The organism is Streptomyces racemochromogenes (assembly GCF_044129415.1).
Classification (GTDB): Bacteria; Actinomycetota; Actinomycetes; order Streptomycetales; family Streptomycetaceae; genus Streptomyces; species Streptomyces racemochromogenes_A.
Window position 1 is genome coordinate 53586 of record NZ_JBBDHD010000003.1, and the last position, 16572, is coordinate 70157.

Sequence of the window (16572 nt, forward strand, 5' to 3'; positions counted from 1 at the left end):
TTCTGTACGGAAGGACGGTCCCCGTGACGGAGGCAGCGGAGCTTCCCCCGGCGCCTGAAGAGGCGCGCGCGGTGTTCGGTGAGTTTTTCCCGGAAGCTGTGCGGTATGCGGAGCTGCTCGCGGACGCGGGCGTCAAACGAGGCCTCATCGGGCCCCGTGAGGTTCCCCGGCTGTGGGAACGGCACCTGCTGAACTGCGCGGTGCTCTCCGAGGTGGTGCCCGCGGGCGTCACCGTGTGCGACGTGGGCTCGGGCGCCGGCCTGCCCGGCATCCCGCTCGCCCTGGTCCGGCGGGACCTGAAGATCACTCTGCTGGAGCCGCTGCTGCGCCGCACGACCTTCCTCCAGGAGGCCGTGGAGCTGCTGGGTCTGGACCACGTCACGGTGGTGCGCGGCCGGGCCGAGGAAGTGCTCGGCAAGGTCCAGCCGGTGCACGTGGTCACGGCGCGGGCGGTTGCCCCCCTGGACCGGCTGGCGGGGTGGGGCGTGCCGCTGCTGCGTCCCTACGGCGAGATGCTGGCGCTCAAGGGCGACACGGCCGAGGAGGAGCTGGTCTCGGCGAAGGTCGCGCTCAGCAAGCTCGGTGTGGTGAAGACCTCAGTGCTCCAGGTCGGAGAAGGGGTGGTCGACCCCCTGTCCACGGTGGTCCGGGTGGAGGTCGGGGAGAGCCCCGGCGGGGTGCGGTTCGCGGCCAAGCGGGCGAAGGCGGCGCGGGTCGGCCGGACGCGTCGGCGCCGCTGACGGCCTCCTGAGCGCCACGCGGAAGGGGCGATGCGGGGCGGTTTGATGCCTATAGGTATGGATTTCGGAGTGTCGTAGAGGGCTGAAGACTCCGTCCCGGCATCGTGTTTCACGTGAAACGTCGCTCTCTGCTGCACGGAATCATCAGCCGCGGCCGGGCTGCTGCGGCCCCCCGCCCCCGCCGGGACGCGGGGGTGACGGAGTTGTCCACAACGGTGGATTCATCCACAGGAGCACGGGCCCCGCTGGTTCACCACCCGGGTGGCATGGCAGGCTCTGTTCATCGCGAGCCCGCTGCCGAGGAGAGTGACACCGTGCGGTCCGACGCCAACCTCGCGGGGCCGATGGCCGATCCGGTCCCCGGTCCCCGCTCTGAACCGCCAGGCGACGACGTTTCGCTGGGCGCACCCCCGGCGGTGGCCGGGTCGGAAGCGCCCGCGCCCCTCGTGGACAACGACGAGGACACCCCGATCGGTCGTGCCGCACAGCTGGCGGTCGAGTCCATCGGCCGTACCGGTGTGCCCCTGCCCCGGCCGGCGGAGACCCGGATCATGGTGGTCGCCAACCAGAAGGGCGGCGTCGGCAAGACCACGACGACCGTGAACCTGGCGGCCTCCCTGGCGCAGCACGGCGCGCGGGTGCTCGTGATCGACCTCGACCCCCAGGGCAACGCCTCCACGGCGCTGGGGATCGACCACCACGCGGACGTGCCCTCCATCTACGACGTGCTCGTCGACAGCCGACCGCTGCTGGAGGTCGTCCAGCCGGTGGTGGACGTGGAGGGCCTCTTCTGCGCTCCGGCGACCATCGACCTCGCGGGCGCCGAGATCGAGCTGGTCTCGCTGGTGGCCCGCGAGAGCCGGCTCCAGCGGGCGATCCAGGCATACGAGCAGCCGCTCGACTACATCCTGATCGACTGCCCGCCCTCCCTGGGGCTCCTGACCGTGAACGCCCTCGTGGCGGGCGCGGAAGTACTGATCCCCATCCAGTGCGAGTACTACGCCCTGGAGGGGCTGGGCCAGCTCCTGCGCAACGTCGACCTGGTGCGGGCCCACCTGAACCCGACCCTGCACGTGTCCACGATCCTGCTGACGATGTACGACGGCAGGACGCGGCTGGCCTCGCAGGTGGCGGAGGAGGTGCGCACGCACTTCGGCAAGGAGGTGCTGCGTACGAGCATCCCGCGGTCGGTGCGCATCTCCGAGGCCCCGAGCTACGGGCAGACGGTCCTCACATACGACCCGGGTTCCAGCGGGGCCCTCTCCTACATGGAGGCGGCGCGCGAGATCGCGCTCCGGGGAGCCGGAATCCATTACGACGCCCAGAACGCCCACCTGGGCGCGGGCATGAACAGCACGCAGAGCATGGCGGAGGGGATCCAGTGAGTGAGCGACGTAGGGGTCTGGGGCGGGGGCTCGGCGCGCTGATCCCGGCCGCTCCCCAGGAGAAGACGCCGACGATGGGCGCGGGGTCCACGTCCCCGTCGGCGGTACCGGTCCTGACGTCGGAACGGGGCATCGCCGCGGCGAAGCTCGCAGCGCTGTCGCAGGCCGATGTTTCACGTGAAACATTGATGCCGCTGGAGCCGGAAGCGGCGCCGCCGCAGCCGCAGGCGGACGCGGTGGCCGGCGCGACGTTCGCGGAGCTTCCGCTGGACGCCATCACGCCCAACCCGAAGCAGCCGCGCGAGGTGTTCGACGAGGACGCCCTCGCGGAACTGGTGACCTCGATCCAGACGGTGGGCCTGCTCCAGCCGGTGGTCGTCCGGCAGGCGGCGTCCCCCGGCCGCTATGAGCTGATCATGGGCGAGCGGCGCTGGCGTGCCTGCCGCGAGGCGGGGCTGGAGACCATCCCCGCGATCATCCGGGCGACGGACGACGAGAAGCTCCTGCTCGACGCCCTCCTGGAGAACCTGCACCGGGCGCAGCTGAACCCGCTGGAGGAGGCGGCCGCCTACGACCAGCTCCTCCGGGAGTTCAACTGCACCCACGACCAGCTGGCCGACCGGATCGGGCGCTCGCGTCCGCAGGTCTCGAACACCCTGCGCCTGCTGAAGCTCTCGCCCCAGGTGCAGCGCCGGGTGGCCGCCGGGGTGCTGTCGGCGGGTCACGCCCGGGCCCTGCTGTCGGTGGAGGACACCGAGGAACAGGACCGTCTCGCGCAGCGGATCGTGGCCGAGGGGCTCTCGGTGCGCGCGGTCGAGGAGATCGTCGCCCTGCTGGGCTCGGAGCCTTCGAGCACCGTGAAGCCCAAGGGCCCGCGGGCCGGCGGCCGGGTGTCGCCTGCGCTCAGCGAGCTCGCGACACGTCTGTCGGACCGGTTCGAGACCCGGGTGAAGGTCGACCTGGGCCAGAAGAAGGGCAAGATCACCGTCGAGTTCGCGTCGATGGAGGATCTGGAGCGGATCCTGGGAACCCTGGCGCCGGGCGAGGGCCGGGTACTGGAGCAGGGCCTCTCCGGGGAGTAGTTCCTCCCCTCGCGTTTCCCACTGCCCCCTGTTTGTCGAGATGTCCACCCTCGAAGAAGCAGGGGGCAGTGGTTACGATGCGGTCATGGGTCGTCGGCTCGTACCGCTCACGCTGGACAACCTCCAGGACCTGCCCGGGCGTTGCCGGAGCTGTGTGTTCTGGGAGCTCGATCCCGTCACCGGCGAAGCTGCCGTGAAAGCGGGTACCGCGGAACTGGAGAAGGAGGCGTGGATCTCCGCCGTCCTCCTGGACTGGGGATCCTGCGGCCGGGTGGTCTACGTGGACGATGTCCCCGTGGGCTTCGTCCTCTACGCTCCTCCCGCCTACGTACCGCGTGCCGCGTCCTTCCCGACGAGCCCGGTCTCCCCGGACGCCGTGCAGCTGATCACCGCCTGGATCATGCCGGGCTATCAGGGGCAGGGCCTGGGCCGGGTGATGGTCCAGACGGTCGCCAAGGACCTGTTGCGGCGGGGCTTCAAGGCCATCGAGGCCTTCGGCGACGCCCGCTGGGAGAGACCTGCCTGCCTGCTGCCGGCCGACCATCTGCTGGCGGTGGGCTTCAAGACGGTACGCCCCCATCCGGCCCATCCGCGGTTGCGGCTGGAGTTGCGCACGACGCTGTCGTGGAAGGAAGACGTGGAACTGGCCCTGGACCGGCTGCTGGGCGGGGCGAGGGCGCGGAAGGAACCGGTGCTGCGGCCCCTGTGACGGTCACCGGCCATGCGAAACGGGGCCGGCCCCTCGTAGGGTCGGCCCCGTTTCACGTGAAACACACGACGGGTCAGGCGGTCTTGACCTCGATGAAACCGTCCAGGTCGCGCAGGATGGCGGCCTTCGGCTTGGCGCCGACGATGGTCTTGGCGACCTCGCCGCCCTGGTAGACGTTCAGCGTCGGGATGGACATGACGCCGTACTTGGCGGCCGTGGCGGGGTTCTGGTCGATGTTGAGCTTGACGATCTCGATCTGGTCGCCGTACTCGGCCGCGATCGCCTCCAGGGAGGGGGCGATCTGGCGGCACGGACCGCACCACTCGGCCCAGAAGTCCACGAGCACGGGCTTGTCGCTGCGAAGGACCTCGGTGTCGAAGTCGGCGTCGGTCACGTTCTTGAGGGTGCCGGCCACAGCGGCCTCCTTCTTCCTGCGGGGTGGGGTGTAGGGGGGTGGAGCGGGATCAGACGGTCGCGGCGGCGGGCTCGGCGTCCGAGAGGGCCGCGAGGAAGCGCTCCGCGTCGAGGGCGGCGGAGCAGCCGGTGCCGGCGGCGGTGATCGCCTGACGGTAGGTGTGGTCCACGACGTCGCCGGCGCCGAAGACACCGGAGAGGTTGGTGCGCGTCGAGGGCGCGTCGACCTTGAGGTAGCCCTCGTCGTCCAGGTCGAGCTGGCCGGTGAAGAGCTCGGTGCGCGGGTCGTGGCCGACGGCGATGAACAGGCCGGTCACGGGCAGCTCGGAGGTCTCGCCGGTCTTGGTGTTGCGCAGCGTCAGGCCGGAGAGCTTCTGCTCGCCGTGGATCCCGGCGACCTCGCTGTCCCACGCGAAGCTGATCTTCGGGTCGGCGAAGGCGCGGTCCTGCATGGCCTTGGAGGCGCGCAGGGTGTCACGGCGGTGGACGATCGTGACGGACTTGGCGAACCGGGAGAGGAAGGTCGCCTCCTCCATCGCGGTGTCGCCGCCGCCGACCACGGCGATGTCCTGGTCCTTGAAGAAGAACCCGTCGCAGGTCGCGCACCAGGAGACACCGCGACCGGAGAGCGCGTCCTCGTTGGGCAGGCCCAGCTTGCGGTGCTGCGAGCCGGTGGTGACGATCACGGCCTTGGCGCGGTGGACCGTGCCGGCGGTGTCGGTGACGGTCTTGATCTCACCGGTGAGGTCCACGGAGACGACGTCGTCGGGGACGAGCTCGGCGCCGAAGCGCTCGGCCTGCGCGCGCATGTTGTCCATGAGGTCCGGACCCATGATGCCGTCCCGGAAGCCCGGGAAGTTCTCGACCTCGGTGGTGTTCATCAGCGCGCCGCCGGCGGTGACGGCACCCTCGAAGACCAGCGGGTTGAGCGAAGCGCGGGCGGTGTACAGGGCGGCCGTGTAACCGGCCGGCCCGGAGCCGATGATGATCACGTTTCGTACGTCGCTCACGGGTTCTTTCCTCGTCTCTGCGGACTTCGCGCTGCCTACCGGGGGCCGGTGCGGACTCTCACCCCACCCAACGGATCCTACGGCGCGCGCATTCCCGGCCCGTCACCCTCTGCCTCCGAATGCGCCGGGCGCCGCCCGCGGAACCCTTCAGCTCCGGGGGTAGGTTCGGGTCAAGAGAGGCCTTTCGGGGGTCGCGGCGGGGGTCTCGGCGCAGCCCGCGGGCACGAGGTAGACGTCCACGAGGGCGGGGTCCTGCGCATGGGGAAGGACCACGAGGTACACCTGGGTGCCCTGGTAGCGGCCCGGCTCGGCGGCCAGCGGCGTCTCGGTGCGGCCGGTGGCCCGCTGCACACAGGGGGGCACCGCGTTCGCGGCCGGCTCCGGTGAGCCCGGTCGTTCGGCGGGGGCCAGACCGGCGGAGGGGTTCTCCAGCTCCATGGTCCGGTTCGAGTCCCGGGGAGCGGTGGTGGGCGCGTCCGTGGCGGGACCGGAGGCCAGGAGCCGATGGACGTTCTGCTGGAGTCCCTGGGCGGTGTACTCCCCGGGGGCGGCCGAGCCGGCGGCCCGCACGGTGTTGTTGCTCGTGGCGGTGTCGTGGCCACCGGTTCCCGTCAGCCCGTTGAAGAGGACGACGCCGAGTACGCAGGCGGCCGCCCCTGCCAGGCCCGCGAGGACGGCGATCCGGCGGCGGGCGCGCCGGCGGCCGGGCCCCGTTGCGCCGGACGGGTGACCCGCAGGCCGGCGGGCCCCGGTCCGGCCGGGGTCGGGGGCCGGTGTTTCACGTGAAACGTCGTCCACGGGGTGCTGCCGGGAAGCGGACACGGCTTCGGCCCGGGAGGCGGTGGAGTCGAGCAGGGCCTCGGCGGCGAGGGCCGCGTCGATGCGCCCGGCGATGTCGGAGGGCATGCGCGGCGGCCCGGGCAGGGTGCCCAGCAGAGAGCGGATCTCCTCCAGGGAGGCCAGGACGTCGGCGCACAGGGCGCAGGCCGCGAGGTGGCGGCGGACCTCGGTGGTGCGGGAGGGGGAGAGGAGCCCTTCGGTCAGGTCGGAGATCTCCGAGACCTCCGGGTGCCGGATCGTGCCGGCAGTGCCGGTCGTGGGGGTCACGGTCGTCCACCTCCGCCCTTCACAGGGTCTGGGTCTGGTTCGGGATGCCTGGGTTCTGCCGCAGATGGGACGGGTGCCCCCGGCGTCCGGTTCCTTCCCCGCCCGGTGGCGGTGTTATCCCCGGCATTCGTGCGCAGATGAGTGAGGAGGGGGAGGAGTTTCGCCCGGCCGCGCGCACACCGGCTCTTCACGGTCCCGACGGGGACGTCGAGGACGGCTGCGGCTTCGGCGACGGGGTAGCCCTGCATGTCGACGAGGACGAGGGCGGCCCGCTGGTCGGCGGGCAGGGTGGCCAGCGCGGCCAGGAGCTGGCGGTGGAGGTCCTGTCGTTCCGCGGGGGCCTCGGCGGACTCGTGGGGCTCCAGGAGCCGCTCCAGGCGGTCCGTGTCGTCGAGGGGGGCGGTCCGGCGCGAGGCGGCCTTGCGGGCACGGTCCAGGCAGGCGTTGACGGTGATCCGGTGCAGCCAGGTGGTCACCGCGGAGTCCCCGCGGAAGGTGTGGGCGGCCCGGTAGGCGGAGACCAGGGCGTCCTGAACGGCGTCGGCCGCCTCCTCACGGTCCCCCAGGGTCCGCACCGCGACGGCCCACAGCCGGTCCCGGTGCCGCCGCACCAGCTCCCCGAAGGCATCGGGGTCCCCGGCGACGTGCAGGGAAAGGAGATCCTGGTCGCTGCGCTCGCCGGTCGCGGCTTCGTCCAACGGTGAGCCCCCCTCCCCTGCCGTACGTCAGCCCTTGAACTTCACGTCCGTGATGCCCTGCTTGTAGCCGGCGCCGCTGTAGTTGTCGTAGCCGGCGTACGGCATCTCGGTGATCCACAGGAGCACGTAGCGGGTCTTGACCGGCTTCTGCACGGTCAGCTTGACGCTGCCGTCCTTCGTGGTGGTGCCCGCGATCTTCTTCTTCGAGTCGACGGCGCTGCTCGGGGACAGGGAGTCGGCCGCGTAGAGCGTCAGGGTGGTGTGGTCGCCCGGGTGCCTGAGCCCTATCGAGACCTCCTTGACCTCCTGCTCGGAGCCGAGGTCGTAGACGATCCCGACGCCGGGCTTGATCACGATCTTCGGTCCGTCGGAGAAGCTCTTGGTCCGCCAGTACGTGGAGGTGTCCCCGTCGTACGTCTTGTCGACGTCACCCGCGTTCTGCGGGACGCCGTCGGGGGCGTACTCCTTCGCGTCCTTGATGGCGAGCGGCGCCGGTTCCTTCTTCTCCGGGGCGGGGCCCTGCTGCTGGGGCTGGGTGGTCTCGCTGTTGTTCTGCTTGCCGTGGTCCAGGAGGGCGTCGGCGAGCTGCCAGCTGCCCAGGCCCAGGGCGGCGATCAGGAGGGCGGCGACGCCCCATTTCAGGGCGCGGCCCGTACGGCTCTGCAACGGCGGAGGCGGGGGCACCGGCACGCTGATCGGGGCCGTGGGCATGCCGACGGGAGCCGGGCGGCCGTAGCTGCCCTGCTGGTACGTGGTGTGCTGGTACTCCGGCGGGGCCGTGAAGGCCGGCTCGGGCGGCTTGATGCGGGGCATCGCCGCGACGGCCTTGGCCAGTTCCTCCGGGGTGGTGCAGGCGGGCTCCTGCCGGGAGGCGGTGGCCCCGTCGTTGGCGAGGGCGCGCATGGCGAGTTCGCCGAGGCCGCGGTGGACGCCGGCCCGGACCTGGTCGGGGGCGAGCAGGCCGACGCCCTTGGGCAGGCCGCGCAGGCCGTAGGCGTCGTTCTCGTACGGCCAGCGCTGGGTGAGCGCCGCGTACAGCAGCGCCCCGATGGCCTCGGTGTCCGCCCGCTGCGGGGTGTCGCTGGTGATGCCGCGCAGGGCGGCGTTCACGGCGAGGCCGCGGATGCGGTATTGGCCCGTGGAGGTCCGCAGTATCGCGCTGGGGGTCAGGCGCAGGTGGGCCAGGCCCTCGCGGTGGGCGGCGGCCATGGCCTGGGAGACCTGGCTGACCAGCTGGTAGGCCTCGTGGGGCTCCAGCGTGCCGGCGGCGAGGACGGCGGTGAGCTCGGTGGCGTCCGGCAGCCATTCGTGGACGACGTAGACGAGGTCGTTCTCCTCGACGGCGTCGAGGACCTGGACGAACCGGGGGTCGCCGAGCAGGGCGGAGGAGCGGGCCGCGGCCAGGACCGTCCGGGCGCGGGGGTGGTCGGCGGGCAGCAGGTGCACCCCGACGGCGCGGCGCAGCTTCTCGTCCATCGCGCGCCAGCTGCTGAATCCGTCCAGACGGGTGACGCACTCCTCCAGCCGGTAGCGCCGGGCGAGCTTGTGGCCGCTGTGGAGTTCCGGCGCGGCCGCGGGTGCCGCGCTCCTGCGTTCGCCGTCCTTTTCGGGCATGGGCTCGTCCGCGGCTCGTCCGTCCTGGGTGTCCACCCCGTCGGCCGTGGCCTTGGCCGCATCTGCGGCCAGCGGCTGGTCGCCGCTGTTGTCGGCCACGTCGACGGCAGCTGTGCTACGTTCCGCCACCGTCGTCCCTGCCTCCCCATCCGTTGCGCGCTGTCGGCCAGTCTGCGAAGCCATGCCAATTGTGCCCACAGTCCGGCGCTATGCACGACACACGATGGGGCCCGACGGTTGTGCGCATCAGCGACCCAGTCGGCCGCGGACCATTCCGACCATGGAGTTGAGCTCTTCGATGCGCATGCGCTTGGCGGCGAGGAGGAACACGGCCCCCAGCGCGATGCCGCCGGCGACCAGGGAGGCGAGGGAGCCGAGGGCCCCGCTGCCCAGGACCTGCGTGACCCCGTAGGCGGCGGCGCCCGCCACCGCGGCGGCCGGGACGCACGCGCCGATCAGGCGGGTGTAGGTGCGCATGACGTGGGCGCCGTCGAGGTCGCCGCCGAGGCGGGCCTTGAGGCGCCGCCAGGCGACGCCGACGCCGACCACGTAGCCGAGGCCGTACGCGGCGGCCATGCCCACGACCGCCCAGCGCGCGGGCAGGAGGAAGTAGGCGAGCGCGGAGACGCCGGCGTTGACCGCCGCGACGATGACGGTGTTGTAGAAGGGGGTCCGGGTGTCCTCGTAGGCGTAGAACCCGCGCAGCACCACGTACTGGACGGAGTACGGGATCAGGCCGAGGCCGAAGGCCATCAGGACGTAGCCGATGTTCACGGCGTCCTTGCCGGCGCTGGCGTAGAGCAGGGTGGCCATCGGGACGCCCAGCGCGAGGAACGCGAAGGCGCAGGGCACGATGGCGACGGCCGAGGTGCGCAGGCCGTAGGAGATGTCGTCGCGGACGGCGGCGGCGTCGCCGTCGTGGGCGGAGCGGGAGATGCGGGGCAGGACGGCCGTCATGACGGAGACGGTGATGATCGCCTGCGGCATCTGCCAGAGCAGCAGGGCGTAGTTGTAGGCGGTGATGCCGGTACCGCCGTGGCCCAGCTTCTCGGCGGCCGTGCCGGCCGCGGTGGCGAGCTGGGTGACGACGACGAGGCCGATCTGGTTGGCGAGGACGAAGAAGAACGTCCACTTGGCCAGGCCGGCCGCCTTGCCGAGGCCGTGGCCCTTCCAGTCGAAGCGCAGGCGCATCCTGAAGCCGGCGTCGCGCAGGTAGGGCAGCATCGCGAGGGACTGGACGGCGAGGCCGAGCAGGGTGCCGATGCCCAGGAGCCGGACGCCCTCGGGGGTGATGGTCGCCTCGGACACCCCGGAGGAGGTGAACCCGCCGAAGGCCCAGATGAAGGCGCCGAAGGTGGCGATGACGACGATGTTGTTGAGGACGGGGGTCCACATCATCGCGCCGAACCGGCCGCGGGCGTTGAGGATCTGACCGAGCACCACGTGCACGCCCATGAAGAACATGGTGGGCAGGCAGTAGTGGGCGAAGGCCACGGCGACGTCGAGGCGCTTGGGATCGCCGGCGATCGTCGGCGACATCAGGCGGATGAAGAGCGGGGCCGCGAGGACGCAGATGGTGGTGACCGCGCCGAGCAGCGTGATGACGAGGGTGAGCAGGCGGTTGGCGTAGGCCTCGCCGCCGTCGTCGTCGTTCTTCATGGCGCGGACGAGCTGCGGGATGAACACGGCGTTGAGGGCGCCGCCGCCGACGAGGACGTAGATCATCGTCGGCAGGGTGTTGGCGACCTGGTAGGAGTCGTTGAGGGTGGCGACGCCGATGGCGCCCGCGATGACCAGGGTGCGGGCGAAGCCGGTGATGCGGGAGACGATCGTGCCGGCCGCCATCAGCGCGCTGGACTTGAGCAGGCTGGACGCCTTGCCGGCGGGCTTGCTCGGGGCCGGGGCCGCGACCGGGGGCTCCTCGGCGGGGGCGCCGGGGGCCGCCTGCTGGTCGCGGTAGAGGTGGGTGAAGGCGTCGGGCTCGGGCTCCTCGTCCGAGGCGCCGGTCACGAGCGAGTCCACCCCGACGAACTGCGTCGTCGCCGCGCGGTCGCCGTAGGGCAGGTGGCGGGACGGGCCGTCCGGCTCGGGCGGCGGGGTCTGGGCCCAGACGCGGGGGTCGGGCCCGTGCGAGGGCGCCTGCGGGGCCGCGTAGAGCGGACCGGGCTCCTGGTAGGTGCCCGGCGGCGGCGGGGGGTGCGAGGCACGGTCGTAGAGGGCCTCGGTCACGGGGTCCTGGGCCGACAGGTCCTGCGACCGGTAGGGGTCGTGGTCGTAGGCGTCCTGGACGTACGGGTCGTGGTCCGGCGCCGGCGCGGGCGGCGGAACCTGCCCCGGCACCGGAGTGCCGGGGGCAGTGCCCCGGGAGGGCCCAGGCCCGCCGGCGCCCTGCGCGCGGTCACCGTCGTACGGCGCGTTCATCGCAACCCCACCTCATCGTCCCCAGGCCGACCGGCCACGGCATCGCTCAACGGTCCACTGTCTCACCCGTTCCGGACCCCTCTGTGCTTTGCGGTCCGGTGTCCGTGGTCTCGTCACTCGGCTGCGTGCTCTCCTCGGCGGCCGCCCTGGCGGCGACGCGCTTGCGGCTGGCGTACATCTTGATGCCCGCAAGGACGAGGAGGAGCACGCCGCCGGCGATGACGAGCATGACGGTGGGGGTGATCTCGGTGGCCTCGACGGTGAACCTGCGTTCCTTGCCGTACGGCACGCCGTCCTTGGTGAACAGGCGTGCGGTGACCTCGACCGGACCACTCGCGGTGGCGTTGGCGGTGAACTTTACCGTCTGGCTGTGGCCGCCCTGAACGGTGACTTCCTGTTCCGTTTCGCTGAACATCAGGCGGGTCGGGTTGGCGGACTTCACCCGCAGCACCAGGTTGTGCACGTCCTGGACGAGGCTGTTCTGCACGCTGACCGGGATCGTCGCGCTATGTCCGGACAAGGTGGCGTCCGACTTGGGGACGACCTTGACCTTGTCGGTCAGCCCGACCAGGTAGGCCTGGACCTCGTCGCGGTAGCGGTCGCCCTCCTCGGGGCGGCCGCGCCAGGAGGTGGACATCTCCCGGTTGGTGGTGTTGCCGAAGGGGATCTCCACCCGGTCCGGGGCCGTGAGGATGACCTTGAAGTGGTCGAGGGTGTTCTGGGTGGTGCGGATCTTCTCGAAGGCCGCTACGGGCAGCTCCTGCCTGCTCAGGGCCTCCGGGTACTGGCCGGCGCCGGGGACCTGGGTCGCGGCGCCGGGGTCGGGCTTGGCCGCGGCCGCCGCCTCCAGGTCGGAGGGCTGGCTCCAGCGCGCGGCCTGGAGCCCCCGCAGGGCGATGGCCATCGAGTCCGCCTGGCTGGCGGAGGGACGGCGCTGGGGTGCGACCACGTAGCTCCGCGGCTCGTCGCCGCCCTGGAGATTGAGCGCCAGGCTGTGGGCGAGGAACTTCTGCACGGCGAGCGTGGAGTTCCCGGCGCCGGCCATGTCGCCCTCGAAGGCGGTGGACAGCTCGGCGTCGGCGACCACGGCGGTGGTACCCGCGCCGATGGGACGGGCGGCGCTCGGGGTGTGGCCGAGGGCGCCGGTCTCCTGGAGGCTGTCGCTGCGGGTGAGGACGTTGTGGGCGCCGGCCGAGGTGGCGACGTTCACGATCGCCGGGTCGATCGCGCCGTCCACCGGCCAGGAGAAGTCGGTGGAGGGCGTGACGTGCAGCACCGTCTCGACGGCCTGCTTGGCCTTGTCGGTGGCGGGCCGCAGCTGGCCCAGGGTGCCCGAGACGTCCTTGCCGTGGTGGGCGAGGGAGGCGATGTCGGGGTCGGCGAACGGCAGGGCGACCACCTTTTTGCCCTGTACGGCGTTCTCCAGGGCGCTCAGCCACTGCTCGGCGACGGCCTTGCTCCGGCCCTGGACGGGCTTCCCGCCGTTCGGGCCGCGCACCCGGTAGCCCTTGGTCATGGCGTCGACGGTGGCGAGGAGGTCGGGGTCGATGACCCAGGTGACGGGCAGGTCCTTGCCGAGGGAGACCATCCGCTCCAGGCGGCCGCCCGGCCGCAGCTCCTCGGCGAGTGAGTCGTCCGTGAAGACCGGGGTCTGGACCTCGTCCGAGCCGGTCTCCGCGGTGACGCGGGTCGTGGCGATCAACGGCCACACGTAGGTGAGGGAGGAGCGCTTGGCGGCGGGGTCCGGCTGCCAGGGCAGGAAGGTCCGCCGGATGCCGAGCACCTGCTCGGACGGGCGGCTGTCGGTCGACCCGGACAGGGAGACGCCCAGCTGGTAGACGCCGTCGGCGCCCAGGTCCAGCTTGTTGACCGGCACCTTGATCGTGAAGGGCTGGCCGACGTTCGAGGGCAGGGAGTCGATCTTCACGGCGAAGGCCGGGTCGATCTCCGCGGGGTCCGTGCCCGGCCGGAAGCCCTTGCGGTCCGCGATCTCGTCGATGGCCGACCGGTCGCCCACCAGGGGCCCGACCCGCAGTCCGACGTGGGCTCCCTTGATCGTCTCGCGGCCGTTGTTGACCACGGTCCCCTGGATGGTCAGCGTGTCGCTCTTGACCGGAGCGCTGGGCGACACCTCGGTCAGCTGGACGTCGACGGAGGGGGTCTCGGCGGCCTGGGCCGCGGGGGCGGGGGCGTAGATCAGGGCGGCCAGCACCGGCGTCCCGCTCAGCAGGACGACCGCCCGCCGCAGCCATCGGCGCCGGGCAGGGGCGGAGGCCGCCCCCTGGATTTCTGCCGCCTCGGCCACGCGCTCACCAGTCCCTCGAAGTGTCAGTGGTCGTCGGTTCTGCGTCCACGCATGGTAACGAGACGCGCTGTGCGCGAGTGCCGCGCCTTGCTCCACAAGATCCGTTCCGGATCCGTTCCGGTTCCCGGACCGCGGCCCGGCGCGCACGGTGTCCCGCCGGGCGAAACCGGGCGGCCTCCGCCGGGCGGGCCACGTACCCTTTTCTGTTGTGCCGAACGCCAATGAAGACAACCCCAGTGCCCTGAGTCAGGTGCAGCGCCGCGCGGTCAGCGAACTGCTGCGGGTCGCCCCTGTCGCCGACGAGCTCGGCCGCCGGTTCCAGGAGGCGGGCTTCCGCCTCGCCCTGGTCGGCGGGTCCGTACGCGACGCGCTGCTCGGGCGTCTCGGCAACGACCTCGACTTCACCACCGACGCACGCCCCCAGGACGTGCTGAAGATCATGCGGCCGTGGGCCGACTCGGTCTGGGACGTCGGCATCGCCTTCGGCACCGTGGGAGCGCAGCGCGGCGGCTTCCAGATCGAGGTGACGACGTACCGTTCCGAGGCCTACGACCGTACCTCCCGCAAGCCCGAGGTGTCCTACGGGGACTCGATCGAGGAGGACCTGGTCCGCCGGGACTTCACGGTCAACGCCATGGCCCTGGCCCTGCCGGAGCAGGAGTTCGTCGACCCGCACGGCGGCCTGGAGGACCTGGCCGCCGGGGTGCTGCGGACACCGGGCACCCCCGAGGACTCCTTCTCCGACGACCCGCTGCGCATGCTGCGCGCGGCCCGGTTCGCAGCGCAGCTGGACTTCGAGGTCGACCCGGGGGTGGTGGCGGCCATGAAGGCGATGGCCGACCGGATCGAGATCGTCTCGGCGGAGCGGGTGCAGGCCGAGCTGAACAAGCTGCTGCTCTCCGCGCACCCGCGCAAGGGCCTGGCGCTCCTGGTGGACACCGGTCTCGCCGACCGGATCCTGCCCGAGCTGCCCGCGCTGCGGCTGGAGAGTGACGAACACCACCGTCACAAGGACGTCTACGACCACTCGCTGATCGTCCTGGAGCAGGCGATGGCCCTGGAGGAGGACGGCCCGGACCTGGTGCTGCGGCTCGCGGCCCTGCTGCACGACATCGGCAAGCCCCGCACGCGCCGCTTCGAGAGTGACGGCCGGGTCTCCTTCCACCACCACGAGGTGGTGGGCGCGAAGATGACCAAGAAGCGCATGACGGCCCTGAAGTACTCGAACGACATGGTCAAGGACGTGTCCCGGCTGGTGGAGCTGCACCTGCGCTTCCACGGCTACGGGGACGGTGAGTGGACGGACTCGGCGGTGCGGCGCTATGTCCGCGACGCCGGCCCGCTGCTGGACCGGCTGCACAAGCTGACCCGGTCCGACTGCACCACCCGCAACAAGCGCAAGGCCAACGCCCTGTCCCGTACCTATGACGGGCTTGAGGAGCGGATCGCACAGCTCCAGGAGCAGGAGGAGCTGGACGCGATCCGCCCCGATCTCAACGGCAACGAGATCCAGCAGATCCTGGAGATCGGTCCGGGGCCGGCGGTGGGCAAGGCCTACGCCTTCCTGCTGGACCAGCGGCTGGAGAACGGCCCGATGGGGCACGACGCGGCCGTGGCGGCCCTCAAGCAGTGGTGGGCCGAGCAGGCGCCCCAGGGCTGACGGGGGCGGCGGCACCTGCGGGAGGCCGATGTTTCACGTGAAACGGTCCTACGTTTCACGTGAAACATCGGCCCGGTCGCGCCCGTGGCGGAGGAACGCCGCCGTCGCGGCGTAGATCAGGGACGTGGTCAGGAGCAGGGCCACGGACCGGCCGTCGGCGGGGAGCATCAGCGAGGAGACCGCTGCCGCTCCGACGAAGGCCACGTTGAACAGCACGTCGTAGACGGAGAAGACCCGCCCTCGGTAGTCGTCGTCCACCCGGGACTGCACCACCGTGTCGGTGGAGATCTTGGCTCCCTGTGTGGCGATGCCCAGGGCGAAGGCGGCGACGAGCATCGGCCCGGGGGCGAAGAAGAGGCCGAGGGCCGGTACGAGGAGGGCCGCTCCTGCCGCGCAGGCGGTGATCCAGCCCAACGGTCCGAGCCGGCCCACGAGCCAGGGGGTCACCACGGCGGCCGCGAAGAACCCGGCGCCGGAAACCCCGACGGCGATGCCCAGCAGAGCCAGGCCCTCGGCCTCGTTGTCCGACCACGCGTAGCGGCAGAGCATCAGCAGCATCACGGTCAGGGCGCCGTAGGCGAAGCGCATCAGCGTCATCGCGGTCAGGGCCCGGGCCGCCTCCCGCCGGCCGGCCAGGTGGCGCAGCCCCTCGGCCATGCCCCGGACGGTGAGCGCGACCCCTTCGGCGACCGAGGGGCGGGTCCGCCCGGGAGGGTGGTCCGGTCCCAGGAGGCCCACGGCCAGTCGCAGGGCCATCAGCCCCGCGCACAGGTACAGCGCGGCGCCGACCAGGACCACGAGGACGTTGGACCCCGAGGCGAGCAGTCGGACGAGGAAGGCCAGGCCGCCGCCGGCGACGGCCGCGAGTGTTCCGGCGGTGGGCGAGAGGGCGTTGGCGGTGACCAGTTCGTCGGCTTCGACGACATGGGGCAGGGCGGCCGCGAGTCCGGCGAGGACGAAGCGGTTCACCGCGGTCACGGACAGGGCCGAGGCGTAGAAGAGCCAGTCGGGGACCTGCGCGAGGATCAGCGCCGCCGTGACGCAGGCGAGGAGGGCCCGGAGCAGGTTGCCGTAGAGGAAGACCTGGCGGCGGCGCCAGCGGTCCAGCAGAACTCCGGCGAAGGGGCCGATGGCGGAGTAGGGCAGCAGGAGCACGGCCATCGCCGAGGCGATGGCCGCGGGTGAGGCCTGTTTCTCCGGCGAGAAGACCACATAGGTGGCCAGCGCGACCTGGTACGTCCCGTCGGCCGCCTGGCACAGCAGCCGTACGGCGAGCAGGTTGCGGAAGTCCCTCCGGCGCAGGAGTACGCGCAGATCACGTACGACGGGCATGAGAGCAAGCGTCACATACACCGAGGGTCTCCGGACACACAGTCCGGAGACCCTCGGTGGAAGAACCGTCGAAGAGCAGGCGTCCCTGGGGACCC

General features: G+C 71.7%; 13 protein-coding genes. 5 read left to right on the forward strand and 8 right to left on the reverse strand.

Annotated elements, in window-relative coordinates; genetic code table 11:
- The first annotated feature begins 23 nt into the window (after positions 1-23).
- From rsmG to WDV06_RS01985, 4 genes are all read left to right on the forward strand, one after another.
- On the forward strand, positions 24-740 hold the full coding sequence (rsmG, locus tag WDV06_RS01970; protein ID WP_042810509.1) for a 16S rRNA (guanine(527)-N(7))-methyltransferase RsmG: 717 nt from the start codon (positions 24-26) through the stop codon (positions 738-740).
- A 266-nt stretch (positions 741-1006) separates the two neighbouring features.
- On the forward strand, positions 1007-2125 hold the full coding sequence (locus WDV06_RS01975) for a ParA family protein (protein ID WP_395507819.1): 1119 nt from the start codon (positions 1007-1009) through the stop codon (positions 2123-2125).
- Positions 2122-3207 carry a ParB/RepB/Spo0J family partition protein gene (locus WDV06_RS01980; protein WP_395507820.1) on the forward strand — a complete coding sequence of 362 codons (1086 nt, stop codon included), beginning with the start codon at positions 2122-2124 and terminating at the stop codon, positions 3205-3207. Before WDV06_RS01975 ends, WDV06_RS01980 begins: the two co-directional genes overlap by 4 nt.
- 85 nt (positions 3208-3292) lie before the next feature.
- Positions 3293-3916, forward strand: a complete 624-nt coding sequence (locus WDV06_RS01985) for a GNAT family N-acetyltransferase (RefSeq protein ID WP_395507821.1) — start codon at positions 3293-3295, stop codon at positions 3914-3916.
- Positions 3917-3989: 73 nt separating this feature from the next.
- On the opposite strand, the gene trxA is transcribed toward WDV06_RS01985, so the two are convergent.
- The 7 genes from trxA to WDV06_RS02020 all read right to left on the reverse strand — a co-directional run bounded on the left by trxA (position 3990) and on the right by WDV06_RS02020 (position 13485).
- Positions 3990-4331 (reverse strand): thioredoxin, encoded by a 342-nt coding sequence (gene trxA, locus WDV06_RS01990; RefSeq protein ID WP_395507822.1) that lies wholly within the window; start codon positions 4329-4331, stop codon positions 3990-3992.
- A 49-nt stretch (positions 4332-4380) separates the two neighbouring features.
- Entirely contained in the window at positions 4381-5340 is a 960-nt protein-coding gene (gene trxB / locus WDV06_RS01995; protein ID WP_395507823.1) for a thioredoxin-disulfide reductase, read from the reverse strand.
- Positions 5341-5487: 147 nt separating this feature from the next.
- Positions 5488-6447, reverse strand: coding sequence for an anti-sigma factor family protein (locus tag WDV06_RS02000; RefSeq protein ID WP_395507824.1), 960 nt, complete (start codon positions 6445-6447; stop codon positions 5488-5490).
- Complete coding sequence (gene sigM, locus WDV06_RS02005; RefSeq protein WP_395507825.1) at positions 6444-7145, reverse strand: RNA polymerase sigma factor SigM; 702 nt, start codon at positions 7143-7145, stop codon at positions 6444-6446. Before sigM ends, WDV06_RS02000 begins: the two co-directional genes overlap by 4 nt.
- 27 nt (positions 7146-7172) lie before the next feature.
- On the reverse strand, positions 7173-8888 hold the full coding sequence (locus tag WDV06_RS02010; protein ID WP_395507826.1) for a protein kinase family protein: 1716 nt from the start codon (positions 8886-8888) through the stop codon (positions 7173-7175).
- 117 nt (positions 8889-9005) lie between these two features.
- Complete coding sequence (gene murJ / locus WDV06_RS02015; protein WP_395507827.1) at positions 9006-11180, reverse strand: murein biosynthesis integral membrane protein MurJ; 2175 nt, start codon at positions 11178-11180, stop codon at positions 9006-9008.
- A 46-nt stretch (positions 11181-11226) separates the two neighbouring features.
- Positions 11227-13485, reverse strand: coding sequence for a DUF6049 family protein (locus tag WDV06_RS02020; protein WP_395507828.1), 2259 nt, complete (start codon positions 13483-13485; stop codon positions 11227-11229).
- A 208-nt stretch (positions 13486-13693) separates the two neighbouring features.
- Here WDV06_RS02020 and WDV06_RS02025 point away from each other — a divergent pair, with 208 nt between their 5' ends.
- On the forward strand, positions 13694-15145 hold the full coding sequence (locus tag WDV06_RS02025; RefSeq protein ID WP_395507829.1) for a CCA tRNA nucleotidyltransferase: 1452 nt from the start codon (positions 13694-13696) through the stop codon (positions 15143-15145).
- 48 nt (positions 15146-15193) lie between these two features.
- Here WDV06_RS02025 and WDV06_RS02030 read toward each other — a convergent pair whose 3' ends face one another.
- Positions 15194-16477 (reverse strand): MFS transporter, encoded by a 1284-nt coding sequence (locus tag WDV06_RS02030; RefSeq protein ID WP_395507830.1) that lies wholly within the window; start codon positions 16475-16477, stop codon positions 15194-15196.
- Positions 16478-16572 lie beyond the last annotated feature (95 nt).

What these genes read in the sequence shown, in the direction of transcription:
- WDV06_RS01975 (WP_395507819.1), top strand. Translation starts at nt 1,007, where the DNA reads ATGGCAGGCTCTGTTCATCGCGAGCCCGCTGCCGAGGAGAGTGACACC.
- WDV06_RS02030 (WP_395507830.1), bottom strand. Translation starts at nt 16,477, where the DNA reads ATGCCCGTCGTACGTGATCTGCGCGTACTCCTGCGCCGGAGGGACTTC.
- murJ (WP_395507827.1), bottom strand. Translation starts at nt 11,180, where the DNA reads ATGAACGCGCCGTACGACGGTGACCGCGCGCAGGGCGCCGGCGGGCCT.
- WDV06_RS01985 (WP_395507821.1), top strand. Translation starts at nt 3,293, where the DNA reads ATGGGTCGTCGGCTCGTACCGCTCACGCTGGACAACCTCCAGGACCTG.